At 71.8% G+C, this 25051-nt stretch carries 24 protein-coding genes and 1 tRNA gene; 14 read left to right on the top strand and 11 right to left on the bottom strand.

Annotation, left to right across the window (positions count from 1 at the left end; all coding sequences use genetic code 11):
* Positions 1 to 233: 233 nt before the first annotated feature.
* From nhaA to ACZ6AQ_RS17710, 4 genes are all read left to right on the top strand, one after another.
* Complete coding sequence (nhaA, locus tag ACZ6AQ_RS17725; RefSeq protein ID WP_468760596.1) at positions 234 to 1625, top strand: Na+/H+ antiporter NhaA; 1392 nt, start codon at positions 234 to 236, stop codon at positions 1623 to 1625.
* 36 nt (positions 1626 to 1661) lie between these two features.
* On the top strand, positions 1662 to 2147 hold the full coding sequence (locus ACZ6AQ_RS17720) for a phage holin family protein (RefSeq protein ID WP_388691114.1): 486 nt from the start codon (positions 1662 to 1664) through the stop codon (positions 2145 to 2147).
* A complete protein-coding gene (locus ACZ6AQ_RS17715; protein WP_468760595.1) occupies positions 2144 to 3079 on the top strand; it encodes an alpha/beta fold hydrolase in 936 nt (311 codons plus the stop codon). The genes ACZ6AQ_RS17720 and ACZ6AQ_RS17715 overlap by 4 nt, the downstream gene beginning before the upstream one ends.
* 121 nt (positions 3080 to 3200) lie before the next feature.
* Positions 3201 to 3392 (top strand): hypothetical protein, encoded by a 192-nt coding sequence (locus ACZ6AQ_RS17710; protein WP_468760594.1) that lies wholly within the window; start codon positions 3201 to 3203, stop codon positions 3390 to 3392.
* A gap of 115 nt (positions 3393 to 3507) precedes the next feature.
* Here ACZ6AQ_RS17710 and ACZ6AQ_RS17705 read toward each other — a convergent pair whose 3' ends face one another.
* From ACZ6AQ_RS17705 to nth, 3 genes are all read right to left on the bottom strand, one after another.
* Positions 3508 to 4707, bottom strand: a complete 1200-nt coding sequence (locus ACZ6AQ_RS17705) for a MarP family serine protease (protein WP_468760593.1) — start codon at positions 4705 to 4707, stop codon at positions 3508 to 3510.
* Positions 4708 to 4771: 64 nt separating this feature from the next.
* Positions 4772 to 5527 carry an NUDIX hydrolase gene (locus tag ACZ6AQ_RS17700; RefSeq protein WP_468760592.1) on the bottom strand — a complete coding sequence of 252 codons (756 nt, stop codon included), beginning with the start codon at positions 5525 to 5527 and terminating at the stop codon, positions 4772 to 4774.
* 119 nt (positions 5528 to 5646) lie between these two features.
* Positions 5647 to 6606, bottom strand: coding sequence for an endonuclease III (gene nth / locus ACZ6AQ_RS17695; protein ID WP_468760591.1), 960 nt, complete (start codon positions 6604 to 6606; stop codon positions 5647 to 5649).
* A 231-nt stretch (positions 6607 to 6837) separates the two neighbouring features.
* Here nth and ACZ6AQ_RS17690 point away from each other — a divergent pair, with 231 nt between their 5' ends.
* A complete protein-coding gene (locus ACZ6AQ_RS17690; RefSeq protein WP_015034542.1) occupies positions 6838 to 7512 on the top strand; it encodes a Crp/Fnr family transcriptional regulator in 675 nt (224 codons plus the stop codon).
* A gap of 89 nt (positions 7513 to 7601) precedes the next feature.
* Here ACZ6AQ_RS17690 and ACZ6AQ_RS17685 read toward each other — a convergent pair whose 3' ends face one another.
* From ACZ6AQ_RS17685 to ACZ6AQ_RS17665, 5 genes are all read right to left on the bottom strand, one after another.
* Entirely contained in the window at positions 7602 to 8486 is an 885-nt protein-coding gene (locus ACZ6AQ_RS17685; RefSeq protein WP_468760590.1) for a prohibitin family protein, read from the bottom strand.
* Positions 8487 to 8619: 133 nt separating this feature from the next.
* Positions 8620 to 9450, bottom strand: coding sequence for an MBL fold metallo-hydrolase (locus ACZ6AQ_RS17680; protein ID WP_388691131.1), 831 nt, complete (start codon positions 9448 to 9450; stop codon positions 8620 to 8622).
* Positions 9450 to 10334 carry an NUDIX hydrolase gene (locus ACZ6AQ_RS17675; RefSeq protein WP_468760589.1) on the bottom strand — a complete coding sequence of 295 codons (885 nt, stop codon included), beginning with the start codon at positions 10332 to 10334 and terminating at the stop codon, positions 9450 to 9452. Before ACZ6AQ_RS17675 ends, ACZ6AQ_RS17680 begins: the two co-directional genes overlap by 1 nt.
* 86 nt (positions 10335 to 10420) lie before the next feature.
* A complete protein-coding gene (locus ACZ6AQ_RS17670) occupies positions 10421 to 10891 on the bottom strand; it encodes a RidA family protein (RefSeq protein ID WP_388691135.1) in 471 nt (156 codons plus the stop codon).
* Complete coding sequence (locus ACZ6AQ_RS17665; RefSeq protein ID WP_106969341.1) at positions 10888 to 11046, bottom strand: DUF4177 domain-containing protein; 159 nt, start codon at positions 11044 to 11046, stop codon at positions 10888 to 10890. The genes ACZ6AQ_RS17670 and ACZ6AQ_RS17665 overlap by 4 nt, the downstream gene beginning before the upstream one ends.
* Before the next feature lie 124 nt (positions 11047 to 11170).
* Here ACZ6AQ_RS17665 and bagA point away from each other — a divergent pair, with 124 nt between their 5' ends.
* Both bagA and bagB read left to right on the top strand, forming a co-directional pair.
* The gene (gene bagA, locus ACZ6AQ_RS17660; RefSeq protein ID WP_468760588.1) at positions 11171 to 12133 is read left to right on the top strand and encodes an ATPase BagA; all 963 of its coding nucleotides are present in this window, start codon (positions 11171 to 11173) and stop codon (positions 12131 to 12133) included.
* Between the two features lie 101 nt (positions 12134 to 12234).
* On the top strand, positions 12235 to 13647 hold the full coding sequence (gene bagB, locus ACZ6AQ_RS17655) for an ATPase BagB (RefSeq protein ID WP_468760735.1): 1413 nt from the start codon (positions 12235 to 12237) through the stop codon (positions 13645 to 13647).
* A 174-nt stretch (positions 13648 to 13821) separates the two neighbouring features.
* Here the strand turns inward: bagB and ACZ6AQ_RS17650 are convergent, their stop codons facing one another.
* Positions 13822 to 14166 (bottom strand): WhiB family transcriptional regulator, encoded by a 345-nt coding sequence (locus ACZ6AQ_RS17650; protein WP_030495795.1) that lies wholly within the window; start codon positions 14164 to 14166, stop codon positions 13822 to 13824.
* A gap of 416 nt (positions 14167 to 14582) precedes the next feature.
* On the opposite strand from ACZ6AQ_RS17650, the gene ACZ6AQ_RS17645 reads away from it, so the two are divergent.
* Positions 14583 to 16823 (top strand): transglycosylase domain-containing protein, encoded by a 2241-nt coding sequence (locus ACZ6AQ_RS17645; RefSeq protein ID WP_468760587.1) that lies wholly within the window; start codon positions 14583 to 14585, stop codon positions 16821 to 16823.
* A gap of 101 nt (positions 16824 to 16924) precedes the next feature.
* Here ACZ6AQ_RS17645 and ACZ6AQ_RS17640 read toward each other — a convergent pair whose 3' ends face one another.
* A complete protein-coding gene (locus tag ACZ6AQ_RS17640; protein ID WP_468760586.1) occupies positions 16925 to 17389 on the bottom strand; it encodes a GatB/YqeY domain-containing protein in 465 nt (154 codons plus the stop codon).
* 74 nt (positions 17390 to 17463) lie between these two features.
* Between ACZ6AQ_RS17640 and ACZ6AQ_RS17635 the strand changes: the two genes are divergently transcribed.
* From ACZ6AQ_RS17635 to ACZ6AQ_RS17615, 5 genes are all read left to right on the top strand, one after another.
* On the top strand, positions 17464 to 18402 hold the full coding sequence (locus tag ACZ6AQ_RS17635; protein WP_388691150.1) for a metallophosphoesterase: 939 nt from the start codon (positions 17464 to 17466) through the stop codon (positions 18400 to 18402).
* A 118-nt stretch (positions 18403 to 18520) separates the two neighbouring features.
* Positions 18521 to 18594 (top strand) — tRNA-Pro (locus ACZ6AQ_RS17630).
* Positions 18595 to 19362: 768 nt separating this feature from the next.
* On the top strand, positions 19363 to 20598 hold the full coding sequence (locus tag ACZ6AQ_RS17625; RefSeq protein ID WP_468760734.1) for an ice-binding family protein: 1236 nt from the start codon (positions 19363 to 19365) through the stop codon (positions 20596 to 20598).
* 272 nt (positions 20599 to 20870) lie between these two features.
* A complete protein-coding gene (locus ACZ6AQ_RS17620; protein WP_468760585.1) occupies positions 20871 to 21464 on the top strand; it encodes a DUF5819 family protein in 594 nt (197 codons plus the stop codon).
* On the top strand, positions 21454 to 22656 hold the full coding sequence (locus tag ACZ6AQ_RS17615) for an HTTM domain-containing protein (RefSeq protein WP_468760584.1): 1203 nt from the start codon (positions 21454 to 21456) through the stop codon (positions 22654 to 22656). The genes ACZ6AQ_RS17620 and ACZ6AQ_RS17615 overlap by 11 nt, the downstream gene beginning before the upstream one ends.
* Before the next feature lie 57 nt (positions 22657 to 22713).
* On the opposite strand, the gene ACZ6AQ_RS17610 is transcribed toward ACZ6AQ_RS17615, so the two are convergent.
* A complete protein-coding gene (locus ACZ6AQ_RS17610) occupies positions 22714 to 23577 on the bottom strand; it encodes a glycosyltransferase family 2 protein (protein ID WP_468760733.1) in 864 nt (287 codons plus the stop codon).
* A gap of 226 nt (positions 23578 to 23803) precedes the next feature.
* Between ACZ6AQ_RS17610 and ACZ6AQ_RS17605 the strand changes: the two genes are divergently transcribed.
* Positions 23804 to 24919, top strand: coding sequence for a serine/threonine-protein kinase (locus tag ACZ6AQ_RS17605; RefSeq protein ID WP_468760583.1), 1116 nt, complete (start codon positions 23804 to 23806; stop codon positions 24917 to 24919).
* Positions 24920 to 25051: the final 132 nt, after the last annotated feature.

Genomic DNA, 25051 nt, shown 5'->3' with positions numbered 1-25051 from the left:
GCGGGAACGCCCGCCCCGGACCGGGGCGGGCGTTCCCGTGCGTCCACCCCCTCCTCCGGTGGCTGAAAAGCGGATGAAGCAGGATGAATTGCATAGGCTGCTTCTACGCCGGATACCCGCCGCCTCCTTGGGTAGGGTGTGCATCGCGTCCGAGACGCGACGGAAAGACCCAGGTGCGCCGGGAAGTCTGGTCGGCATGTGCTTCGCCCTGCCCGCCCGACGGAGGTCCCCACATGTCCGCGCCCACCGACCGCAAGCTCCTCGGGGTCCTCCCCCTGCCGGAGCGCCGCCACCTCACCGACGCCCTGCGCACCGAGACCGTCGGCGGCGTGCTGCTCCTCCTCGCCGCCGTCGCCGCCCTGATCTGGGCGAACACACCGCTGAGCGACAGCTACGCGTCCGTACGCGAATTCCATTTCGGTCCCGCCGCCCTCGGCCTCGACCTGTCGGTCCAGCACTGGGCCGCCGACGGCCTTCTCGCCGTCTTCTTCTTCGTCGCCGGCGTCGAACTCAAGCGCGAACTCGTCGCGGGCGAGCTGCGCGACCCCCGGGCCGCCGCGCTCCCTGTCATCGCCGCCCTCTGCGGCATGGCCGCGCCCGCCCTCGTCTACACCCTGGTCAACGTCCTCGGCGACGGCTCGCTCGACGGCTGGGCCGTCCCCACCGCGACCGACATCGCCTTCGCCCTCGCCGTCCTCGCCGTCATCGGCACCTCGCTGCCGTCCGCGCTCCGCGCCTTCCTCCTCACCCTCGCCGTCGTCGACGACCTCTTCGCGATCCTGATCATCGCGGTCTTCTTCACCGGCGACCTGAACTTCGCCGCGCTCGGCGGTGCCCTCGCCGGCCTCGTCGTCTTCTGGCTGCTGCTCCGCAAGGACGTCCGCGGCTGGTACGTGTACGTGCCGCTCGCCCTGGTCATCTGGGGCCTGATGTACAACAGCGGCGTCCACGCCACCATCGCGGGCGTGGCCATGGGCCTGATGCTGCGCTGCACCACCCGGGAGGGCGAGGAGCACTCCCCCGGCGAGCGCATCGAGCACCTGGTCCGCCCGCTCTCGGCCGGTCTCGCCGTACCGCTGTTCGCGCTCTTCTCCGCCGGGGTCGAGATCTCCGGCAAGGCGCTCGGGGACGTCTTCACCCAGCCGGTCACCCTCGGCGTCGTCCTCGGTCTCGTCGTCGGCAAGGCGGTCGGCATCTTCGGCGGGACCTGGCTCGCCGCCCGCTTCACCCGCGCCGAACTCAACCCCGAACTGAACTGGCCCGACGTCTTCGCGCTCGCCACCCTCGCCGGGATCGGCTTCACCGTCTCGCTCCTCATCGGCGAACTCGCCTTCACCGGGGACCCGGCCCTCACCGACGAGGTGAAGGCGTCCGTCCTGATCGGCTCGCTCGTCGCGGCGCTCCTCGCCACCGTCCTGCTGAAACTGAGAGTGCGGAAGTACGCCGCGCTCTGCGCCGAGGAGGACCGCGACGACGACCAGGACGGCATCCCGGACATCTACGAGGAGAACAGCCCGGAGTACCACCTGCGGATGGCCGAGATCCACGAGAGGAAGGCCGCCGAACACCGTCAGCGCGCCCAACTGGCGGGGGCACCGAGCGACGGAGCCGACCGTCCGGCATGATCTGAGTCGGACCGTAGACGAGCAGAGGGAGCAGCGATGAGCGACCTGTACGACAAGGCCGAGCCCAGCCTCGGTCAGCTGGTCGCCTCGGCGACCGCCGAGATGTCCGCACTGGTGCACGATGAAATCGCCCTGGCCAAGGCCGAGCTGAGGCAGGACGTCAAGCGGGGAGCGATCGGCAGCGCGGCGGGCATCTCGGCCGCCGTGGTCCTGCTGTTCTCGCTGCCGATGCTGAGCTTCGCCCTCGCCTACGCCATCAACACCTGGACCGGCGGCCACAACGGCAACGGGGGCTGGAACCTCGTCTGGTGCTTCCTGCTCTCCTTCGCCGCGAACGTACTGCTCGCGGGTCTGCTCGGCGCCCTCGCGTACTCCAAGTTCAAGAAGGTCAAGCCGCCGGAGAAGTCCATCGCGTCGGCCAAGCGGACGGCCGCGATCGTCCAGAACGTCAAGCCCCACCCGCGCCCCGAGCGGCCCAAGGCCCTGGACAAGGCCGCCGTTGTGGGACGCTCCTCGGTATGACCCTTCCCGAGAGCAGCACCGCCGGCGGGCCCGTACGGCTCGACGGGCCGTGGACCCACCGGGACGTGGCCGCCAACGGCGCCCGCTTCCACATCGCCGAGATGGGCGACGGCCCGCTGGTGCTGCTCCTGCACGGTTTCCCGCAGTTCTGGTGGACCTGGCGCCACCAGCTGCCCGCTCTCGCCGAGGCGGGATTCCGGGCCGTGGCGATGGACCTGCGCGGAGTGGGCGGCAGCGACCGCACGCCGCGCGGTTACGACCCCGCCAACCTGGCGCTCGACATCACCGGGGTCGTCCGCTCCCTGGGCGAGCCGGACGCCGCCCTCGTCGGACACGACCTGGGCGGCTACCTCGCCTGGACGGCGGCCGTGATGCGCCCCAAGCTGGTGCGCCGGCTCGTGGTCTCCTCGATGCCGCACCCGCGCCGCTGGCGCTCCGCGATGCTCTCCGACTTCGCCCAGTCCCGCGCCGGTTCGCACGTCTGGGGCTTCCAGCGACCGTGGCTGCCGGAACGCCGGCTCGTCGCGGACGACGCCGCGCTCGTGGGGCAGTTGATCCGGGACTGGTCGGGGCCGCGGCCGGACGTGGACGAGGAGGACATCGAGGCGTACCGGCGGGCGATGCTCGTCCCGTCGACGGCGCACTGCTCGATCGAGCCGTACCGCTGGATGGTGCGCTCGCTCGCCCGTCCGGACGGCGTCCAGTTCAACCGGCGCATGAAGCGACCGGTGCGGGTGCCGACGCTCCACCTCCACGGCTCCCTGGACCCGGTGATGCGGACCCGCAGCGCGGCCGGTTCGGGCGAGTACGTGGAGGCGCCGTACCGCTGGCGGCTCTTCGACGGCCTCGGTCACTTCCCCCACGAGGAGGACCCGATGGCCTTCACCACGGAGCTCGTCAACTGGCTGAAGGACCCCGAGCCCGACCGCTGACGCCCCGTCGTGCCCCTTCGCCCCGGAGGGAGTTGGACCGGACGGCCATGTGCCCCGCGCATACTCCAATTGGCGGGCCCCGGAGGGGTTACCGACCTTGGGCCACGGGCACACGTCGGGTATGGGCTGGACGCACGACTACGGTGACACGACAGCACGCGACCACGGCTCGGCCGCCGGGCCGAACCCCCTCGGAAGGGGCGGTTCGCCGGAGGAGATCCGGGCGCACGCCGTGCAGGGGGTGGGGATCTCGCGCATTCTGCGCCGCCGGGCCCGCTGGGTCTCGGCCCGGCTGAGGCACTCCCGCAACTGACCCCGTCCGAATCCGGTACGACGTCTCCGGTCCGGAGCAGGGGCGCTTCCGGGCCGCGGACCGGCGGGCCCTTCCGGCGGAGGCCGGTGGACGGAGGGACCGCCGGCGGGCGGAATCAGAGGGCGCAGCCCTGGGTGTCGACCTGCTGGGCGGCGGTCCGTCCTTGTTCGATGTCCTCGCGGATCTCGTCGGCCGTCAGGGCGTAGCCCGTGTTCGCGTCGTCGCGGGAGCGGGCGAAGATCACGCCGTACACCTCTCCGTTCTCGGTGAGGAGGGGCCCGCCGGAGTTGCCCTGGCGAACCGTCGCGTACAGCGAGTACACGTCCCTGTTCACCGTGCCCCGGCTGTAGATGTCCGGGCCGTCCGCGTTGATCCGGCCGCGCACCCGCGCCGAGCGCACGTCGTACGATCCGTTCTCCGGGAATCCGGCGACGATCGCGCCGTCACCGCTGCGGGCGTCCCCGCCGGCGAAGGCGAGCGGGGCGGCCTTGAGGTCCGGAACGTCCAGGACGGCGATGTCGCGCTGCCAGTCGTAGAGGACGACCTTGGCGTCGTAGAGCTTGCCCTTCCCGCCGATCTGGACGGTCGGTTCGTCGACGCCGCCCACGACGTGCGCGTTGGTCATGACGCGGCGCTCGGCGAAGACGAAGCCGGTTCCTTCGAGAACCTTGCCGCAGCTCGGCGCGGTGCCGACGACCTTCACGATGGAGCGCTGGGCGCGCGCGGCGACCGGGCTGTCCACGAGCGCCGGATCGGGCGGGAGGACCGGAGTGATCGGCTCGCTGACGAAGGGGCTGAAGACCGGCGGGAAGCCGCTGCGGGCCAGCGTGGAGCGGAAGTCGGCGAACCAGCCGGACGACTGGTCGGGCATCACCCGCTCGATGCCGAGCAGAACCCTGGAGCTGCGCACCTCCCTGCCCACGGTGGGCAGGGAGGTGTTGGCGATGAGCGAACCGATCAGCCAGGCCACGAGCAGCATCGCGACGACGTTGACCAGGGCTCCGCCCGTGGCGTCGAGGGCGCGGGCGGGCGACCAGGTGATGTGGCGGCGCAGCTTGTTGCCGAGGTGGGTGGTGAACGCCTGGCCGACCGAGGCGCAGACGATGACCACCATCACGAAGACGACCGTCACCGTGGTCGAGACCTCGCTGTTGTCGGTCAGCTCGTTCCAGAGGACCGGGAGCAGCAGGACGGCGACGAGACCGCCGCCGAGGAATCCGATCACCGAGAGGATGCCGACCACGAAACCCTGGCGGTAACCGATGATCGCGAACCACACGGCGGCGAGCAGCAACAGGATGTCCAGCACGTTCACCGTCAATAGCCTCGCAGATTCTTTCCGGTCGCCCGGGGGTCCGGCCCCGCCGGGGGTCAGCCTGTCATGAGCGCCGGTCGAGCGGGACCTGCCGGGACCGGTCCCAGGGCCGCTCCCAGCCGGCGAAGTGGAGCAGCCGGTCGATCACCCCGGCCGTGAAGCCCCACACCAGGGTCGATCCGACCAGGAACGCGGGACCCCGGTGGCCGCTCGGGTGGACGGAGGTCGCGCGGTTCCGGGGGTCCGTGAGGTCCGCCACGGGCACGGTGAAGACGCGGGCGGTCTCGGCGGGGTCCACGACCCCGACCGGGCTCGGCTCCCGCCACCAGCCGAGGACGGGGGTGACGACGAAGTGGCTGACCGGGATGTAGAGCGGGGGCAGCACGCCGAAGAGCTGGACGCCGTCGGGGTCGAGCCCCGTCTCCTCGCGGGCCTCGCGCAGGGCGGCGCGCAGCAGGCCGCCGTCCGCCGGCGGGCCGTCCTCGGGGTCGAGGGCGCCCCCCGGGAAGGAGGGCTGTCCCGCGTGCGAACGGAGGGTGCCCGCACGCTCCATGAGGAGCAGTTCGGGTCCTTGGGCGCCCTCGCCGAAGAGGACAAGCACCGCGGACTGGCGGCCGTCCCCGCTCGCGGGCGGCAGGAAACGGCTCAGCTGTTCGGGACGGACCGTGCGCGCGGCCCGGTCGACGGGGGCGAGCCAGGTCGGCAGACCGGCCCGGCTGATCAGGCCGTCGGCCGCGGCCCCCGGAACCGCCGGGCCGCGGGCCCCCTGCCCGTGAGCCCGGGCCCGTCGCTCATGGGCCTCTTCTTCAGTGCGCGTCATAGGCACCCCCATTGGTTCACAACGCGGTGGGTGGACGGGTCGTTCCCGGGATCCGGGCAGGTACGGGCGGGAGGCCTCCCCGACGGGGCCGTCCCGGGCCGGACGTCCCGGACGGGGGCTCAGCCGCTCGCGCCCAGGGGCGGTGCCGGGCGGCCCGGGTAGTCGGGCGGGGGGTTGAGCCGCTGCCCCGGGAAGCCGCCCTTCTCGTACTTGAGCAGTTTCCTCGCCTTCTCGGGATCGGTCTCGCCCTCCCCGTACGACGGGCAGAGGTGGGTGATCGGGCAGGCGCCGCACGCGGGCTTGCGGGCGTGGCAGATGCGGCGGCCGTGGAAGATCACCCGGTGCGAGAGCATGGTCCACTCGCTCTTCGGGAAGATCGTGGCGACCTCGGCCTCGATCTTCACGGGATCGTCGGACTCGGTCCACCGCCAGCGCCGGGCGAGGCGCATGAAGTGGGTGTCGACGGTGATGCCGGGGACCCCGAAGGCGTTGCCGAGGACGACGAAGGCGGTCTTGCGGCCGACGCCGGGGAGGGTGACGAGGTCCTCCAGGCGGCCGGGGACCTCGCCTCCGAAGCGGTCCCGGAGGGCGGCGGAGAGCCCCATGATCGACTTGGTCTTGGCACGGAAGAACCCGGTCGGCCGGATCAGCTCCTCGACCTCCTCCGGCACGGCGGCGGCCAGGTCCTCCGGCGTGGGGTACTTCGCGAAGAGGGCGGGGGTCGTCTGGTTGACCCGCAGGTCGGTGGTCTGGGCCGAGAGGACCGTGGCGACGAGCAGCTCGAAGGGGTTGCCGAAGTCGAGTTCGGGGTGGGCGTACGGGTAGACCTCGGCCAGCTCGCGGTTGATGCGGCGTGCCCGGCGGACCATCGCGAGCCGCGACTCGGGCTTGGGCGAGGTTTTGGCCGAGGGCTTGAGCGACGGTTTGACCGATGACGCACCTGCGGGCTCGGCCGGGGAGGACCCGGTCGCCGACTCGCCCGACCTCCTGCCCGACGGCGCGACGGATTTCCGTTTCGCAGCTTTCGCCCGCTTCGACACACCCTGTTCGCCCACGGCGGAATTACTTTCGCCCGTCACTCTTCCAGCCCCCTTGGCCTGCGCTCTCACCGGCGAGTTGGACACGCGGCCAGCCTAGGGGCCGCCACCGCCATCTGCCCCGGGCACGGCCGATCAGCCCCCGATCGGGTCCCTGACGTACGGAGGGGTGGCGCGGTGCGTCAAACTTGTTGTGATTGATCGCACTGTTTTGTGCGTCCGGCATTATGGGATGCGGGTCCCATGAGCAGGTCGACAGTATGGAGAGAACTCGTGGACGACGTTCTGCGGCGCGCCCCGCTCTTCGCGGCGCTCGATGACGAGCAGGCTGCCGAGCTGCGCGCCTCGATGAGTGAGGCGACGCTCGCCCGTGGCGACGCCCTCTTCCACGAGGGCGACCCCGGCGACCGCCTGTACGTGGTCACCGAGGGCAAGGTGAAGCTGCACCGCACTTCCCCCGACGGCCGCGAGAACATGCTGGCCGTTCTCGGCCCCGGCGAGCTCATCGGCGAGCTCTCCCTCTTCGATCCGGGCCCGCGCACCGCCACCGCGACCGCGCTGACCGAGGTGAAGCTGCTCGGCCTGGGCCACGGCGACCTCCAGCCCTGGCTGAACGCCCGCCCCGAGGTGGCCACCGCGCTGCTGCGCGCGGTCGCCCGCCGGCTGCGCAAGACCAACGACCAGATGTCCGACCTGGTCTTCTCCGACGTGCCGGGCCGCGTCGCCCGCGCGCTCCTCGACCTGTCGCGCCGCTTCGGCGTGCAGTCGGAGGAGGGCATCCACGTCGTCCACGACCTCACCCAGGAGGAGCTGGCCCAGCTGGTCGGCGCCTCCCGCGAGACGGTCAACAAGGCGCTCGCGGACTTCGCCCAGCGCGGCTGGCTGCGCCTGGAGGCCCGCGCCGTGATCCTCCTCGACGTGGAGCGCCTCGCGAAGCGCTCGCGGTAAGCACGCGCGAGCACCCCGTACGCACGCGGAAGGCCGCCCCCTGATCGATCGGGGGCGGCCTTCCGCGCGAGCGCGTGCGTACGGACGGGTCAGCGCTTCGTACCGTCCACGATCACCGGGGCCGAGCCGCCGTTGGCGCAGGGCACGGTGTAGACCGGGTTCTTCGCCGCGGCCTCCTTGAAGGCGTCGATGCACTGGTTCATCAGGACCTTGTCCGTCAGCGAGTCGTTGAGGATCTTGTTGGCGCGGGCGATGCCCTCCGCCTCGATCCGGCGCCGGTCGGCCTCGGCCTTGGCGGTACGGGATGCCTCGGTGGCCCGCTCGGTGGCCTGCTGCTGCTGGATCTTGCGGTCGATCTGGCCCTGGAGGGCGTCCGAGGGCTTCACGTTGCGCAGGTTGACCGTGGTCACGTCGATCCCGCGCGGCGCCAGCCGCTCCTTGACCAGGGTGCCTATCTCGGCGTTGATCCTCTCGCGGTCGGAGGCGTACCCCTGCTCGCTCGTGTAGCGGGCGAAGACGTTGCGGACGATCTCGCGGCTGTCCGGGAAGACGAGCCGCTGCTGGATGGCGTCCTCGCTGCCCGCGAGCCGGTAGAGCTCGACGGACTTGGCCGGGACGACCGCCCACTTCACCGTCAGCTCGGCGTACATGACGCCGCCCTGGGAGGAGCGGACCTCTACCACGTCCTTGTCGGAGAGGTTGAGGTCGACGGGGCGGGTGGAGAAGGTGGTGACGCTGGTGAACGGCGACTTCAGGTGCAGGCCCGACGTCATGGGCGAGCCCACCTTGCCGAAGGCGACCGGCACGCCGACCTCGTACGCGCTGATCACGTACGTCATGCTCGCGACCAGCGAGAAGAGGCCGGCGACCACGGCGCCGAGGGCGCCCAGCTTCAGGCCCTTCGACTCGTTGGAGCGGCCGACGAAGTAGAGCACCACTGCGGCGACGAGCAGCAGGACGGCGATGACGAACACGGGCGTTCCCCCCAGGAACCACGGCCATGAGCAAGCGGAACGCCAACGTAGAACACGGGTCGGTCCCGTTGAAGGGCCGGGGACGCCTCGGGACAGGATCGTGACGCCGCCGGTCCGGCCCGTCCCGGCCCTCCTAGATCAGCCCGCGCTCCCGCAAGTACTCCAGCTGTGCCCGTACCGACAGTTCGGCCGCCGGCCACAGGGAGCGGTCCACGTCCGCGTACACGTGGGCGACGACCTCGGGCGCCGTGCGGAGGCCGTTCTCGGCGGCCGTCTCGACCTGGGCGAGCCGGCTCGCCCGGTGCGCCAGGTAGAACTCCACGGCCCCCTGCGCGTCCTCCAGGACCGGCCCGTGGCCCGGCAGGACCGTGTGCACCCCGTCGTCCACGGTCAGCGAGCGCAGCCGCCGCAGCGAGTCCAGGTAGTCGCCGAGCCGCCCGTCCGGATGCGCGACCATCGTCGTCCCGCGCCCCAGGATCGTGTCCCCCGTGAGCACCGCCCGGTCGGCGGGGAGGTGGAAGGAGAGGGAGTCCGCGGTGTGACCCGGCGTCGGGACGACCCGCACCTCCAGTCCCCCGACCGTCACCACGTCCCCCTCGCCGAGTCCTTCGTCCCCGAGCCGGAGAGCCGGGTCGAGGGCCCGCACGGGCGTCCGGGTCAGTTCGGCGAAACGGCCGGCACCCTCCGCGTGGTCCGGGTGGCCGTGGGTCAGCAGGGTGAGCGCGACGCGCTTGCCCAGCTCCCCGGCGGCCTCGACCACGCGGCGCAGGTGCCCCTCGTCCAGCGGACCGGGGTCGACGACGACGGCCAGGTCGGAGCCGGGCTCGGAGAGCAACCAGGTGTTGGTGCCGTCGAGGGTCATCGCGGACGGATTCGGCGCCAGGACGTTCACTGCGCGGTCGGTCGCGGGTCCGGAGACCACGAGTCCGCGCGGCTGTCCGGGCAGGGCGGCGGCGTCGCTCATCACGCGCCCCCGGTGGGGACGGTCCTGGTGAACTCCTCGTGCCCCGGCCAGCTCAGGACCAGCTCCCCGTCCTCCAGACGCGCCCGCGCGAGCACGGGGGCCAGGTCCCGCGTCTCCGCCGCCGCGAGCGCCTCGGCCACCGTGGCGTACGGCTCCAGGGCGCGCAGGGTCGAGATCGTCGGCGGCATCATCGTCAGCTCGCCCCGGTCGTACCCGGCCGCGGCCTCCGCCGGGCGGATCCAGACCGTGCGGTCCGCCTCGGTGGAGGCGTTCCGGGTGCGCTGCCCGGCCGGGAGCGCGGCCACGAAGAACCACGTGTCGTACCGGCGCTGCTCGAACTCGGGCGTGATCCAGCGGGCCCACGCGCCGAGCAGGTCCGACCGCAGGACGAGTCCGCGCCGGTCGAGGAAGTCGGCGAAGGACAGGTCCCGGGCGACCAGTGCCTCCCGGTCCCGCTCCCACTCCTCGCCCGTCGTGTCCCCGACGATCCCGTCCCCGGTCTCCCCGGCGAGCAGGACGCCCGCCTCCTCGTACGTCTCGCGCACGGCGGCGCAGACCACGGCCTGGGCCCGGGCGGGATCGTCGAGGCCGAGCCGGGCCGCCCAGGACTCCAGGGACGGGCCGGCCCACCGCACCGGCTGTTCGTCGCGCGGGTCGACGCCGCCGCCGGGGTAGGCGTACGCGCCCCCCGCGAAGGCCATCGAAGTGCGGCGGCGCAGCATGTGGACGTCGGGTCCGGCGGGGGCGTCCCGCAGGAGCAGGACGGTGGCGGCGCGCCGGGGCGTCACCGGGGTCAGCTCACCGGCGGCGAGGGCCCGGATGCGGTCGGGCCACTCCGGCGGGTACCACTGACCGTTCGACTGCTTCGACTGACCATTCGACATGGCCGGATGCTATGCGCAAGGACACGAATGCACGAGGGCCGGTCGTCTCGCGGAGAGGCGGCCGGCCACGCGCGTACGGAGCGGGGTCAGTCCTCGACCAGCTCCACCTGCACCTCGACCTCGACCGGGGCGTCGAGCGGCAGCACGGCCACGCCGACGGCGCTGCGCGCGTGCACGCCCTTCTCGCCCAGGACGGCGCCGAGCAGTTCGCTGGCGCCGTTGATGACGCCGGGCTGCCCGGTGAAGTCGGCGGCGGAGGCGACGAAGCCCACGACCTTCACGACGCGCTTGACGCGGTCGAGGTCACCGGCGACGGACTTCACGGCCGCGAGGGCGTTGAGCGCGCAGGTGGCGGCGAGCTGCTTGGCCTCCTCGGCGGTGACCTCGGCGCCGACCTTGCCGGTCACCGGAAGCTTGCCCTCCACCATCGGGAGCTGGCCCGAGGTGTAGACGTACGCGCCCGACCGCACGGCCGGCTGGTAGGCCGCCAGCGGAGGCACGACCTCCGGCAGGGTCAGGCCCAGCTCGGCGAGCTTCGCCTCGACGGTCCCGCTCACGACTTGGGCCGCTTCAGGTAGGCCACGAGCTGCTCGGGGTTGTTCGGCCCGGGTACGACCTGGACGAGCTCCCAGCCGTCCTCGCCCCAGGTGTCCAGAATCTGCTTGGTCGCGTGCACCAGAAGCGGCACCGTGACGTACTCCCACTTGGTCATGGGCCCGACTGTATCCGCTGCCGGGGGACGGTTTCCCGGTGGCGGTCCCCGAACTCTCCCCTAGGGCTCTTCTCCGGGGCGGCCTCCTGATTGGGCGCCGCCGCCAATGGTTAGGCTCGACAGCGTGAGCAGGCTCCAGGTCGTCAGTGGCAAGGGTGGTACCGGTAAGACGACGGTCGCCGCCGCCCTCGCCCTCGCCCTCGCGACGGAGGGGAAGCGGACCCTCCTCGTCGAGGTCGAAGGCAGACAGGGCATCGCGCAGCTCTTCGGGACGGAGGCCCTTCCGTACGAGGAGCGGAAGATCGCCGTCGCACCGGGCGGCGGGGAGGTGTACGCGCTGGCGATCGACGCCGAGCGCGCGCTCCTCGACTACCTCCAGATGTTCTACAAGCTGGGCGGCGCGGGGCGGGCCCTGAAGAAGCTCGGCGCGATCGACTTCGCGACGACGATAGCGCCGGGGGTACGGGACGTCCTGCTGACCGGCAAGGCGTGCGAGGCGGTCCGGCGGCGGGAGAAGGACGGCCGTCCCGTCTACGACCACGTGGTCATGGACGCGCCGCCCACCGGCCGCGTCACCCGCTTCCTCAACGTCAACGACGAGGTGGCCGGCCTGGCCAGGATCGGCCCGATACACAACCAGGCGCAGGCCGTCATGCGGGTCCTCAAGTCCCCCGAGACGGCGGTCCACCTGGTGACCCTCCTGGAGGAGATGCCGGTCCAGGAGACGGCGGACGGCATCGCGGAGCTGCGCGCGGCCGAGCTGCCGGTGGGACGGGTCGTGGTCAACATGGTCCGGCCCCACGTCCTCGACGGGGCGGCGGTACGGGCCGCCTCCGGCGACCACCGGAAGGCGGTCGCGAAGACCCTGGCCTCCGTGGGCGTCACGGGCGCCGAGAAGCTGGTCGGGCCACTCCTCGACCAGGCGGCCGAGCACGCCCGGCGGGTGGAGCTGGAACGGTCCCAGCGCACCGTCCTGGAGGGCGTCGGCGTGCCCCTGTACGAGCTTCCCTACCTGGGGGACGGGGCGGACGTCGCGGGTCTCTACCGACTGGCGAAGGAACTGCGGAGGCAAGGGGTGGGCGCGTGACGGACACGGAGAGGACCGTCCCGGGCGGGTTCGGCGCGAGCCCCGTCCCCGGTGGGTCCGACGGGGCCCCCGCCGGGGACGGGGCCGGCACCGTTCCCGTTCTGGAGCTGGACCCGCTGCTCGACGACCGGGGCACCCGCATCATCGTCTGCTGCGGCTCCGGCGGGGTCGGCAAGACGACCACGGCGGCCGCCCTCGGCGTCCGGGCGGCGGAACGCGGGCGGCGCGTCGTGGTCCTCACCATCGACCCGGCCCGTCGCCTCGCCCAGTCGATGGGGATCGACTCCCTCGACAACACCCCCCGCAAGGTGGAGGGCATCAAGGGGTCCGACGGCGGCGAGCTGCACGCGATGATGCTCGACATGAAGCGGACCTTCGACGAGATCGTCGAGGCGCACGCGGACCCCGCGCGGGCCCGGGCGATCCTGGAGAACCCCTTCTACCAGTCCCTGTCGGCCGGGTTCGCCGGTACGCAGGAGTACATGGCGATGGAGAAGCTGGGCCAGCTCCGGGCGCGCGACGAGTGGGACCTGATCGTCGTGGACACCCCGCCCTCCCGGTCGGCCCTGGACTTCCTGGACGCGCCGAAGCGGCTCGGGTCCTTCCTGGACGGGAAGTTCATCAAGCTGCTCATGGCACCGGCGAAGGTGGGCGGCCGGGCCGGAATGAAGTTCCTGAACGTCGGCATGTCGATGATGACGGGGACGCTCGGAAAGCTGCTGGGGGGTCAGTTCCTGGGCGACGTCCAGACGTTCGTGGCGGCGATGGACACGATGTTCGGCGGGTTCCGGACCCGTGCCGACGCCACGTACAAGCTGCTCCAGGCCCCGGGCACGGCCTTCCTCGTGGTGGCGACACCGGAACGGGACGCGCTGCGCGAGGCGGCGTACTTCGTGGAACGGCTGGCCGCCGAGAGGATGCCGCTGGCCGGTCTCGTCCTCAACCGCGTGCACGGCAGTGGAGCCTCCGCCCTCTCGGCGGAGCGGGCGCGGACCGCCGCGGAAAATCTTGAAGCGGGGAGCATGGTGGATCAGGGGGACGGGAAGACTCGTCTGGGTGGCTCCCCGGCCACCGGCCCCGAGCCGTCCGAACTCGCCACCGCCGCCACCGCACCATCCGGCGATCCCGCCGTAACAGAGGCTGCCCCCACAGCCGACCCGGCCGTACAGCACGACGACGTACACGACGAAGCCGGCACCACGGACGAGGAAGCGACCGACCACGACGCAACCGACGAAGGCCCGGCGCACCAGGTCGCAACCGACGGAGGGTCGGCGGACGGCGACGTGGACCCGGTTGTGGACGTGGGCCGTCTCACCGCGGGCCTCCTGCGTCTGCACGCCGAGCGCATGCGGGTGCTCACCCGCGAACAGCAGACGCGTGACCGCTTCACCGCACGCCATCCCGAAGTGGCGGTGACCGAAGTGGCCGCCCTGCCCGGCGACGTGCACGACCTCGCCGGGCTGCGGGCCATCGGTGACCGCCTCACGACCGGACGAACGCTTCCGGCCTGAGCTGTCCTCCCGCGCATCGGCACACCCGTCCCCGTGCGCGTCTCCCGCGCGCCGGGACACCGGCCCCCGTGCGCGCCCTCCCGCGTGCCGGACGCCGTCCGTCGGCCTGAGGGCTCCGGTTCCGGCATGCCTGCGCGTCGGTCCTTGCCTGCCAGGAGCGCACTCCCGGCGCGTTCAGCCGACCGCCGCGTACTCCTCGTACGTCGCGTCGTCCTCCATCGCCACGGGCAGCAGGCCCGCTCCCCGCTCGTACTCCGTCCGCGCGGTCTCCAGGAGCCGGCGCCACGACGTGACGGTCGGCCTGCGACGCAGCAGGGCGCGGCGCTCGCGCTCCGTCATGCCGCCCCACACGCCGAACTCCACGCGGTTGTCGAGGGCGTCCGCAAGGCACTCGGTCCGCACCGGACAGCCGGTGCACACCGCCTTGGCCCTGTTCTGCGCCGCTCCCTGCACGAAAAGTTCATCCGGATCGGTAGTGCGGCAGGCCGCCTGCGCACTCCAGTCAGCTACCCAGCCCATACCGGCGCCGTCCTCTCCCGAATCGAGGCTCCCCCACGGCGGCAGCGGCATATTCACCGCTGCCAGTTGGGACGTTACGGAAGGTGGACACAGCACAACACCCCCTTCGGGCCCAATCTTGGATGGCCCGAACGGACTATGCGTGCGCGTCAGATCACCCAGGGGAGTGATCGATGGACATGCGTGGAATAACGGACATACCACGTGGATATGCCCTTCCTCTCCGGGGTCACGAGGGACGCCGGGTGACACACGTACCGGAATCGGACACGAGGCTCCCGCGTTTCGGGTTCACGGGAGTCCCTGCCGCCGCCACACCCGGGTCCTGATGCCGGACCGCACCGCTGTGACAGTTGGGAGCAGCTTAGGCCAAGGCATATACGCGTGTCCGGCGAATGAGAACGTAGGGTGCTCCCATGCCAAAGAAGCGCTCGGGCGGCGGTCTGACCGGGACCCAGCAGGCCGCCAAGTTCCTCGGTGTCAGTGTGCTCTCCGGAGCCGTCCTCGCGGGCATCGCCCTGCCCGCGGCCGGCGCACTCGGGTTGGCCGCGAAGGGCACGGTGGAGGGGTTCGACGAGATCCCCTCCAACCTGAAGACCCCGCCGCTGAGCCAGCGCACCAAGATCCTCGACTCCTCGGGCGGCTTGATCGCCACGGTGTACTCGCGGGACCGGACGGTCGTCCCGATCGAGAAGATCTCCCCGTACATGCAGAAGGCGATCGTCGCGATCGAGGACGGACGCTTCTACGAGCACGGGGCGGTCGACCTCAAGGGCGTGCTGCGCGCGATCAACCGCAACGCCCAGTCCGGCGGCGTCTCCGAGGGCGCGTCCACCCTCACGCAGCAGTACGTGAAGAACGTCTTCGTCGAGGAGGCCGGTGACGACCCCGAGAAGGTCGCGCAGGCCACCCAGCAGACCATCGGCCGCAAGATCCGCGAGCTGAAGTTCGCGATCCAGGTCGAGGAGGAGCTGGGCAAGAAGAAGATCCTGGAGAACTACCTCAACATCACCTTCTTCGGTCAGCAGGCGTACGGCGTCGAGGCCGCCTCCCAGCGGTACTTCTCCAAGCACGCCGCCGACCTGACCCTCGGCGAGGCGGCGATGATGGCCGGCCTCGTCCAGTCGCCCAGCCGCTACGACCCGGTCAACGACATCCAGGAGGCCACCAAGCGCCGCAACGTGGTCCTCCAGCGGATGGCCGACGTGAAGGACATCAGCCAGGCCGAGGCGGACAAGGCGAAGGCCACCCCGCTCAAGCTGAAGGTGAAGGCCCCGAAGAACGGCTGCATCACCGCCGTCAACGGCGCCGGCTTCTTCTGCGACTACGTCCGCAAGACGATCCTCAGCGACCCGGTCTTCGGCAAGACGGCCGAGGAGCGCCAGAAGCTGTGGAACCTGGGCGGTCTCACCATCAGGACCACGCTCAGCCCCCGCGCGCAGGCCGCCGCCAACGAGGCCGCCATCGCGAAGGTCAACAAGGACGACCCGGTCGCCACCTCGGTGGTGCAGGTCCAGCCCGGCACCGGCAAGATCCTCTCGATGGGTCAGTCCCGCCCGTACGGCCTGGACCCGAAGAAGCACGAGACGACGCTCAACCTCGCCGTCAGCAACCGGATGGGCGGCAGCACCTACGGCTTCCAGGTCGGCTCGACCTTCAAGCCGATCACCGCCGCCGCGGCCCTGGAGAAGGGCATCAGCCCCGCCCAGACCTACACGACTCCGTGGAAGATCGAGCTGGACAAGAGTTCCTTCCGCACCTGCAAGGGCGCCCCCACCGGCAGCGACAAGTGGGAGCTGCAGAACGAGCTGGAGTCCGAGGCCGGCACCTGGGACATGACGGGCGCGCTCGGCAAGTCCATCAACACCTACTTCGCGCTCCTCGAGCAGCAGGCCGGCCTCTGCGAGACCATCCAGATGGCGAAGAAGCTCGGATACGAACGCGGTGACGGCCGGCCGATCGAGGAGAACGCCTCGATCACCCTCGGCGGTGAGGTCAGCACCCCCCTGTCGATGGCCTCCGTCTACGCGACCTTCGCCAACCGGGGCCTGTACTGCACCCCGATCGCCATCGAGTCGGTCAAGGCCGCCAACGGCGACAAGCTCAACGTGCCGCAGACCAAGTGCTCGCGGGCGATGAGCGACCGGACCGCCGACACGATCAACCAGATGCTGAAGGGCGTCGTCGAGGACGGCACCGGTACGAAGGCCGGTCTCGACGACCGGGACAACGCGGGCAAGACCGGTACGACCAACGACCGCATGGACGCCTGGTTCGTCGGCTACACCCCGAACCTGTCCACCGCCGTCTGGGTCGGCGACGACATCGGCAAGAAGGACACGTCGATGTTCAAGATCACCATCGGCGGCGAGTACTACGACAAGGTCTGCGGCGGCTGCCTCCCCGGACCGATCTGGAAGATCGCGATGAGGGGCGCGCTGGACGCCGACCAGACCCCGTCGTTCGTCCCCGTCGCCGTGCCGAGGGCCGAGAACCCCGCGGACAAGGAGAAGGAAGGGGACCAGGGCCCGAACAAGCCCGGGAAGCCCGGCAAGCCCGGCAAGCCCGGCAAGCCCAACGACGGCAAGCCCGGTGACCGGAAGCCGAACAACCCGTTCCCCGGGATCTCGTTCCCGCCGGGCATCTTCGACCGCTGACGGGCCCCGGACCACCGGCCCCCGTGGACACGAGGAAGGGCGCCCCGCCGTGCGGGGCGCCCTTCCTCGTACCCTCGCGCTCCCGCGCGTCCTGCCGCGGCTCAGCCCGCGAGCAGCTTCTTCACGGCGGCGGCGACCCGGCCGCCCTCGGCCTGCCCGGCCACCTTCGGGTTCACGATCTTCATGACCGCGCCCATGGCGCGCGGTCCCTCGGCGCCCGCCGCCCTCGCCTCCTCGACGGCCGCCGCGACGATCGCGTCCAGCTCCTCGTCGTCGAGCTGCTTCGGCAGGTACGCGTCGAGGACGAGACCCTCGGCCCGCTCCCGCTCGGCGGACTCGGGGCGACCGCCCTGGGCGAACGCCTCCGCGGCCTCGCGGCGCTTCTTCGCCTCCTTGGCGATCACCTTGCGCACCTCGTCGTCGGAGAGTTCGCGCTTGGTCTTGCCCGCGACCTCCTCCTTGGTGATCGCGGTGATGGTCAGCCGCAGGGTCGAGGAGCGCAGTTCGTCGCGCTCCCTGATCGCGGCGTTGAGGTCGTCCTGGAGCTTCGCCTTGAGCGTGGTCATGGGGCCAAGTGTGGCAGGTGCCGCCCCCGTACCGCCCGCGCATTTCCCTCGCACGGGTCTGCGACGATGGGGGAATGCGCGCACGGTACGGGATTCCTCTGAAGATCACGGCAGGTCTCACGGCGACGGCCGCGGCCGGGCTCGTCTACGCGGCGGGCTTCGAGGCCCGCTCCTTCCGGCTCCGCCGGGTGACGGTCCCGGTGCTCCCCCGCGGCATGGGCGACCTGCGGGTCCTCCAGGTCTCCGACATCCACATGGTGAGCGGTCAGCGCAAGAAGCGGGCCTGGCTCCAGTCGCTCGCGGGGCTCCGCCCGGACTTCGTCGTCAACACCGGCGACAACCTCTCCGACCCGGAGGCGGTGCCGGAGGTCCTGGACGCGCTCGGGCCGCTGATGGAACTCCCGGGCGTGTACGTCTTCGGCTCCAACGACTACTACGGCCCCAAGCTGCGCAACCCCGCCCGCTACCTGCTGGAGAAGGCGCAGGGCCGCCACGGCCTCAACGGCAACAAGCCGGCCGTCGGCGCCGTCCACAACCCCTGGGAGGGCATGCGGGACGCCTTCGACGCGGCGGGCTGGGTGGACCTCACCAACACCCGGGGCCGGCTGAAGCTCTCGGGGGCCGAGCTGGCGTTCACCGGCCTGGACGACCCGCACATCAAGCGCGACCGGTACGACCGGGTGGCGGGCGGCCCGGACCCCGACGCCGACTTCACGGTGGGCGTGGTCCACGCGCCGTACCTGCGCTCCCTGGACGCCTTCACGGCGGACGGGTACGAGCTGATCCTGGCGGGGCACACCCACGGCGGCCAGCTCTGCGTCCCCTTCTACGGGGCGCTCGTCACCAACTGCGACCTGGACACGGACCGGGTGAAGGGCCTTTCCTCCCACACGGTCGGGAACCGCACCTCGTACCTGCACGTCTCGGCCGGCTGCGGCACCAACCGCTTCACCCCGGTCCGCTTCGCCTGCCCCCCCGAGGCCACCCTCCTCACGCTGACGGCCCGCCCCTGACCGCGCGGCCCCCGCCCGGCCTGCGGCGCCGCCCGCCGGATACCGGATTTCGCCTGAGCGCGCGCGTGGGCTAAAGTAATCGATGTCGCCGCGACGTGAACACGCAGAGCAGTGACATCGGGGTGTAGCGCAGCTTGGCAGCGCGCTTCGTTCGGGACGAAGAGGTCGTGGGTTCAAATCCCGCCACCCCGACAGCCAGTAAGACCAGGTCAGGGGCCTGATTCGCGAGAGCGGGTCGGGCCCCTGAGTGGTTTCCGGGGCCTGGGAAGCCGTGGGTCCGGGTGCGGGTTCCGATTCCCGGACCGGGAGCACCCGCCGTCGCCGGGACAGCCCTTCCTCAGTCGGGAGGCGCGGAGGGCCGGGGGGCCGGGGACGGCGCGGGTCCTCGTGGGGCGTTCGTGATCCACGGGCGGAACGAGCCGTCGCACGGCCCACGGGCGCGACCCGGGCCCTCCGTTCGAGGCGGAACGGCCGTGGACCACGACGAGAACCGCCCCGAGCCCGTGGAATTCGAGCACATGAAGTTATTCGAATTCCTTCACGTCCGACATACGAGCGGAATTTCCTCCGCGCCCATGAGGGCACTTCTCGTCACGCACCGGCGGAATCAGGGAAAACCGCGGGTCGGACGAGGCGTGGCGATCCCGGGGCCCGGCGTCACGGACGGACCGGCGAGCCGGGCGGGTGACAGGGGGCAGGCGACACCGGGGCGACGGCACGGCCGGAAGGCAGCCCCGGGGAGGAGCCTCCCATCCGGGCGAACGTGCCGGATGATCGGAAATATGAATTCCTTAATATTTGCCCTGCATTCGAGGGTTTAATTACCGACGAACGCAACTCTCCCCTTTTTGACCTGGCCTCCGTCAGTTCCCTCCGTAATATTCACCATCAAGATCAAGGCTCTCCGGGCGTTCGGTCAGGGCCCGGCATGCCACGGCCCTCACAGAAAATGGCCCCTTGATGATGCTGAAAATCCCCGAGGTGGCGCGTCGCCGCACCTTGCCCGGTCTGCTGGCCTCGGCCCTCGCCGCGACGGTCGCCGCCGCGATGGTGGCCCTGGCGCCCGCCCAGGCGGTGGCCATCGCCACGCCCGTGCCGCTGGCCACGGCGGCGAGCTTCTCCGTTCTCGCGGGTGCGGGAGTCACCAACACCGGTCCCACGGTGATCAGCCACGACCTGGGAACGCACCCGAACCCGGCCATCACCGGATTCCCGCCCGGCGAAGTGCTCGGTGCCGTGCACGCCGCCGACGCCGTGGCGCTCCAGGCCAAGTCCGACCTGGTCACGGCGTACAACAACGCGGCGGGTCAGGCCACGGACTTCGCGCTCGCGGCGGGGATCGGCAATGGCACCACGCTGCTTCCGGGCGTCTACACCGCTTCCTCCGGCGTCGGGCTCACCGGTGACCTGATCCTGGACGCCGGGGGCAACCCGAATTCCGTCTGGGTGTTCCAGATTCCGGAAGCCCTGACGACGGCGTCCTCCAGCCGGGTGCTCCTGACGAACGGCGCTTCGCCGTGCAATGTGTACTGGCAGATCGGCAGTTCGGCCACCCTCGGGACGAACTCCACCTTCGTGGGCACCATCATGGCGCTGACGGACATCCACGTGACCACGGGGACGAACATCGAGGGCCGGGCGCTGGCCCGTAACGGTGCCGTGACGCTCGACACCAACCGGATCTTCCTCGGCTCGTGCTCGACCGGCACCACGAGCGGAACGACGACCGGCACCACGACCGGCACCACCACCGGAACGACCACCGGAACCACCACCGGGACGACGACCGGCACCACCACCGGGGTGATCGGTGGCGGTCTGGTCAGCGGCGGGCTCCTGGGCGGGCCCCTCGTCAACATCACGGCCGGCACCACTGCCGGGAACATCGCGGGCAACACGGCGGGGAACAACGTCACCTCGGGGAACACCTCCGGCAACACGTCGGGCAACACGGCCGGAAACACCGGGGGCCAGCACGGTGGCCACGACGGCAAGCCGGACGAGCACGGCGGACCGGACCACGGCGGCAAGCCGGACCACGGAGGCAAGCCCGACCACGGCGGCAAGCCCGACCACGAACATCAGGGCGCGCCCGGGGTACCGGACCACGGCCACGGCGACCAGCCCGGCGGGGACGACGGCTACGGCTACGGCGACGCGCCGAAGTCCGAGGGCCGGAAGGTCCACGAGGGCTAGTCGACGGGTCGCGAGAGGCCCGTGGACCGGGCGGCGGCGCGTGGCGGAACTCCTCGATCCCGCCACGCGCCGCCGGCGCCCGGTCCCCGGAGAGCCCGGGCGGCGGGCGGCGGGCGGCGGGCGGCGGACACGAGAGGGTGAGGCGGGCGGTGTCGAGCGGAATGGGTTCAGCGCACGTGAGGGAGGGCCGACGCCCCGACGCGGGTCCGCTCCCGGAGGAGCGGCACGACGACGCCGGCCCTCCCGGCAGCCGGTCCGCGGGTGTCCGGGCCGTGAGGGCGGGGTTGCACGCCGCCGTCCTCGTGTGCCTGGTGGTGACCCTGGTCCATCTCGGCGCCGTCTTCCTCCACGTGACGCCGCCCAACCCCGTCTCGAAGCGGTACGGCCGCCAGGTCGACGCGTGGGTGTACCCCCTCTTCGAACAGAACTGGCGGCTCTTCGCCCCCAATCCCGAATCCGTGAACCGGCGGGTGTGGGCGAGGACCGCGCACACCGCGTCCGACGGATCGTCGCGGGTCGGCCCCTGGACCGACCTGTCCGCCCTGGACCGCGCGGCGGTCGAGCACGATCCCTTTCCCAGCCACACGGCCCAGAACCTCCTGCGCCGCGCGTGGGCCTCCTACGTCGAGACACACGGGGCGGACGACACGGCGCGCTCGGACCGGGCCGTGATGATGCGGAAGTACCTGGGCAACATCGCCGCCGACCGCGTCGCCCGCCATCGCGGAGGCACGTTCGACTTCATCCAGCTCCGGGTCGTCACCACGCCCGTCGCCGCGCCCGGCAGCGCAGCCGGGCACCGGTCTCCGGCGCCGGTGGAGAACCGGCTCCTGCCCTGGTGGAAGGTGACTCCCCGTGGGAAGTGAACAGGTCCGCGAACTCACGGCCGCGCCGGACGGGGCGGCGGAGCGGAGGACACGGGCTCCCGGCACCCTCCACCGCCGGCTCCTCGCCCGGACCGACGCCCTCCGGAGCCTGCTCACCGGCCGGCCGGTGTCCCTGTACGCCACGTCGGTCCTGCGTATCGGCTACGGGCTGCTCTACCTGGTCTTCCTCCTGAGGGAGTTCCCGCACCGGCACGAGATGTGGGGGCCCGGTTCCCCGTGGACACCCTCGTTGGCGGCACAGCTCTTCGACCAGACGGGCTGGTACAGCCTTCTGATCCTGTCGGACAGCCGCGCCTACTTCGAGTCCTGCTACGCGCTGGCCCTCGTGACGTCCGCGCTGTTCATGCTGGGCTGGCGGACCCGGGCCACGTCCGTGGCCTTCGCCGCCGTGGTGGCCTCCTTCCACGCCAGGGCGATCTTCATGACGGACGGGGGCGACAACCTCCTCCTGCTGATGGCCCTCTACCTCGTGCTCACCGCGTGCGGCCGGCGCTGGTCCGTGGACTCGCGCAGGGAACGGACCAGGGCGTCCCGTCCGGACGACGCGCCGGCACGGTCGCGCGGCCCCGTGGTCCAGGAGCTGAGGGCGGCCCGCGCCACGCTGGTCACCGTGGTGCACAACTGCGGTGTCCTCGTGATCGCGGCCCAGATCTGTCTTCTGTACGGATCGGCCGGCCTGTACAAGGTCCAGGGCTCCTTCTGGGCCGACGGCACCGCGCTCCACCACGTGCTGGGCCTGGAGCTCTTCCAGCCGTGGCCCGCGCTCTCCCGGGCCATGGATCAGTACCCGCTCGCGACGGCGGTCGTCGCCTACCTGACGGTTCTCACCCAGGTCGCCTTCCCGTTCGTGCTCTTCGGCCGTCTCAAGTACCCCGTTCTCGCCGTACTGCTGGGCATGCACGTCGGCATCGCGGTGGTCCTGGGGCTGCCCCTCTTCTCGGCCACGATGATCGTCGCGGACGCGGTGTTCCTGCCCGACCGCTTCTACGCGGCCCTCCCCCGCCTCCTCCGGCGGGGCACCGGGCGGGGCGGCACGGGGACGCCCGGGCGGGAGGCGCGGCTCGGGGCCGTTCCCCCGCAGGGCGGCCGTCCGGACGACCGGGAGGGGCACGGGACGCCGTCCCCCCGGGCGGACGGTCGCGGTGGCCCGGACCCGTCGGCCCGACGGTGACGCGGGAGGGGCCGCGCGCCCGCTCCTGGTTCCGGGGGACGGCCCTCCCGGAACCCGTCAGATGACCGGGGGACGGCCCAGCTTCGTCATGCGGAGGACCGTGGACCAGCGCATCGGGGTCCGGGGGCCGCCGGAGCGGCGGACGCCCTCCGCGAAGCCGGCGAACCAGGCCCCGAGGCCCGGGAGGGAGCGGGTGCGCGCCACGGTGAGGAGGGTCCAGACGCCGAGGTAGACGGGGACGAGGGGGGCCGGCAGGTTGCGCTTGGCCAGCCAGACGCGGTTGCGGGCGGTCATCCGGTAGTAGACGGCGTGCCGGGCGGGGCTGGTCCTCGGGTGCTGGAGGAGGAGTTCCGGCGCGTACAGGACCTTCCAGCCCGCGTCGAGGGCGCGCCAGGCGAGGTCGGTCTCCTCGTGGGTGAAGAAGAAGTCCTCCGGCCAGTCGCCGATCCGGTCGAGCATCCGCATCGACAGGCCGTGGCCGCCGCCGAGGAAGGTCGTCACCTCCCCGCCGCGCAGGGGGTCCTTCGCGCCGAGCCGGGGAACGTGGCGGCGCTGGGTCTCGCCGGTCTCGTCCGCGATGCGGAACGAGACGATGCCGAGGTCCGGGTCCGCCTCGTACAGGTCCGCCAGGCGGCGAAAGACGTCCCGGTCCACGAGGAGGCCGTCGTCGTCGAGGTCCACCACCACGTCGACGTCGCCGAACCCGCGCAGCGTCTCGATCGCCACGTTCCGGCCGCCCGACACCCCCCGGTTCTCCGGGAGCTCGACCCCGATCACGCCCTCGGGCAGTTCCGGCAGCGATCCCGTGCCGTTGCCGACGACCACGATCCGGGCGGCCGGCTCGTCCTGGTCCGCCACGGCGTCGAGCAGCGCCCGCAGCTCGGTGGGGCGCGTGCCCATCGTCAGTACCGCCACACCCATACGGGGTCGTGCCACGTTCCACTCCGTCCCGTGTCCGCCGTCCGTCGACAGCAGTCCCGGAGCGCGATGCTAGTCGCCCGGGGCCACCTCCCGTTCACCCGTGCCACGGACGCCGTGCACGGCGGGGGCCCCGGGAAGAGGGGAGCGCGGCGAGGGCCGCGGCCGCACGGCTCTACGCTGGTCCTCGTCCGAGAGGTTGATCGATCTTCGAAAGGGTGGTCTCCAGGTGCTGGTCGCGGACCGATATCGGCTTCACGTGTGTATCGGCCGGGGCGGCATGGGCGAGGTGTGGCAGGCCACCGACGAGGTCCTCGGCCGGGCCGTGGCCGTGAAGCTGATGCTGGCGAACGCGGCCGACCCCTCCGCGGGGGACCGGTTCCGCCTGGAGGCCCAGACCGCCGCCCGGCTGAGCCACCCGCACGTGGTGGGCGTCTTCGACTTCGGCACGTGGGACGGGAAGCTGTTCCTCGTCATGGAGCTGGTCGAGGGCGACAGCCTCGCCGGAAGCCCGTCCGAGCCCCTGATCCTGCCGCCCGATCGGGTCGCCGTGGTCGCCGCGCACGCCGCCGCCGGACTCGCGGCCGCGCACCGCCAGGGCGTGGTGCACCGGGACATCAAGCCGGGCAACCTGCTCATCGACGCCGAAGGCACGGTGAAGCTGGCCGACTTCGGCATCGCCCGCTTCGTGGACGACCCCTCGGCGGCGCTCACGACGACGGGGCAGATCGTGGGCACGGGCCTCTACCTCGCGCCCGAGCGGGCCCTCGGACAGCCCGCCTCGTCCGCCTCCGACGTGTACTCGCTGGGCTGTGTGCTCTACCAGCTCCTGACCGGCAGACCCCCGTTCCGGGCGGACACCGCGACGGCCCTGCTGTACCAGCACATCGACACCCCGCCGACCCCGCCCGCGCACCTCGGGGTGGCGCTGCCGCCCGAGTTCGAGTCGTACCTGCTGAGCCTGCTGGCCAAGCAGCCCGAGCAGCGGCCGTCCGCGCAGGCGATCGCCGACTGGTTCTCCTCCGGCGCCTGGCGTTCCTACGGGCGTCCCGCCCCGGCCCGGTCCCCCGCCCCGCAGCACCGTCCCGCCGGGCCGCCGCCCGCCGCCGCCGGGCCCGCGCCCCTGCCCCCGCACGCGACCGTCCCGACCCCGCCGCCGGCGACCGGCCCCGGGTTCGCCGCCGCGCCTCCTTCCCGGCGGCGCGAGCGTCCCGCCGGTACGTCCACCGGTACCGGTGGCGGGCTCGCGGAACTCTCCCGGCGGCGCCCGCGCAAGACGGCCGCCGTGGCCGGGGCCATCGCCTTCGTGGTCTTCCTGATCATCGGGATGTCCTGGCTCTCCTGAGATCCGCGTCCGGGCGGGGGACGGCGCGGTGCGGAGGTACGGGGGCACGAGGGCACGGGACACGGGGATACGGGGCGAGCCCGTCGAGGACCCCGGTCCCGCCGTCCCGCCTTCGGCCCCGGCCCCGGCCCC

It is taken from the genome of Streptomyces sp. NPDC041191, from assembly GCF_055591945.1.
This window is presented reverse-complemented; position numbering and strand designations above follow the sequence as displayed.

Coding starts and splice junctions, on each gene's coding strand:
- nhaA (WP_468760596.1), top strand. CDS start 234: ATGTCCGCGCCCACCGACCGCAAGCTCCTCGGGGTCCTCCCCCTGCCG.
- ACZ6AQ_RS17635 (WP_388691150.1), top strand. CDS start 17,464: ATGCGCGCACGGTACGGGATTCCTCTGAAGATCACGGCAGGTCTCACG.
- ACZ6AQ_RS17715 (WP_468760595.1), top strand. CDS start 2,144: ATGACCCTTCCCGAGAGCAGCACCGCCGGCGGGCCCGTACGGCTCGAC.
- ACZ6AQ_RS17610 (WP_468760733.1), bottom strand. CDS start 23,577: ATGGGTGTGGCGGTACTGACGATGGGCACGCGCCCCACCGAGCTGCGG.
- ACZ6AQ_RS17625 (WP_468760734.1), top strand. CDS start 19,363: ATGATGCTGAAAATCCCCGAGGTGGCGCGTCGCCGCACCTTGCCCGGT.
- ACZ6AQ_RS17680 (WP_388691131.1), bottom strand. CDS start 9,450: ATGAGCGACGCCGCCGCCCTGCCCGGACAGCCGCGCGGACTCGTGGTC.
- ACZ6AQ_RS17710 (WP_468760594.1), top strand. CDS start 3,201: ATGGGCTGGACGCACGACTACGGTGACACGACAGCACGCGACCACGGC.
- ACZ6AQ_RS17675 (WP_468760589.1), bottom strand. CDS start 10,334: ATGTCGAATGGTCAGTCGAAGCAGTCGAACGGTCAGTGGTACCCGCCG.
- ACZ6AQ_RS17640 (WP_468760586.1), bottom strand. CDS start 17,389: ATGACCACGCTCAAGGCGAAGCTCCAGGACGACCTCAACGCCGCGATC.
- ACZ6AQ_RS17645 (WP_468760587.1), top strand. CDS start 14,583: ATGCCAAAGAAGCGCTCGGGCGGCGGTCTGACCGGGACCCAGCAGGCC.
- ACZ6AQ_RS17665 (WP_106969341.1), bottom strand. CDS start 11,046: ATGACCAAGTGGGAGTACGTCACGGTGCCGCTTCTGGTGCACGCGACC.
- ACZ6AQ_RS17700 (WP_468760592.1), bottom strand. CDS start 5,527: ATGACGCGCACTGAAGAAGAGGCCCATGAGCGACGGGCCCGGGCTCAC.
- ACZ6AQ_RS17720 (WP_388691114.1), top strand. CDS start 1,662: ATGAGCGACCTGTACGACAAGGCCGAGCCCAGCCTCGGTCAGCTGGTC.
- ACZ6AQ_RS17650 (WP_030495795.1), bottom strand. CDS start 14,166: ATGGGCTGGGTAGCTGACTGGAGTGCGCAGGCGGCCTGCCGCACTACC.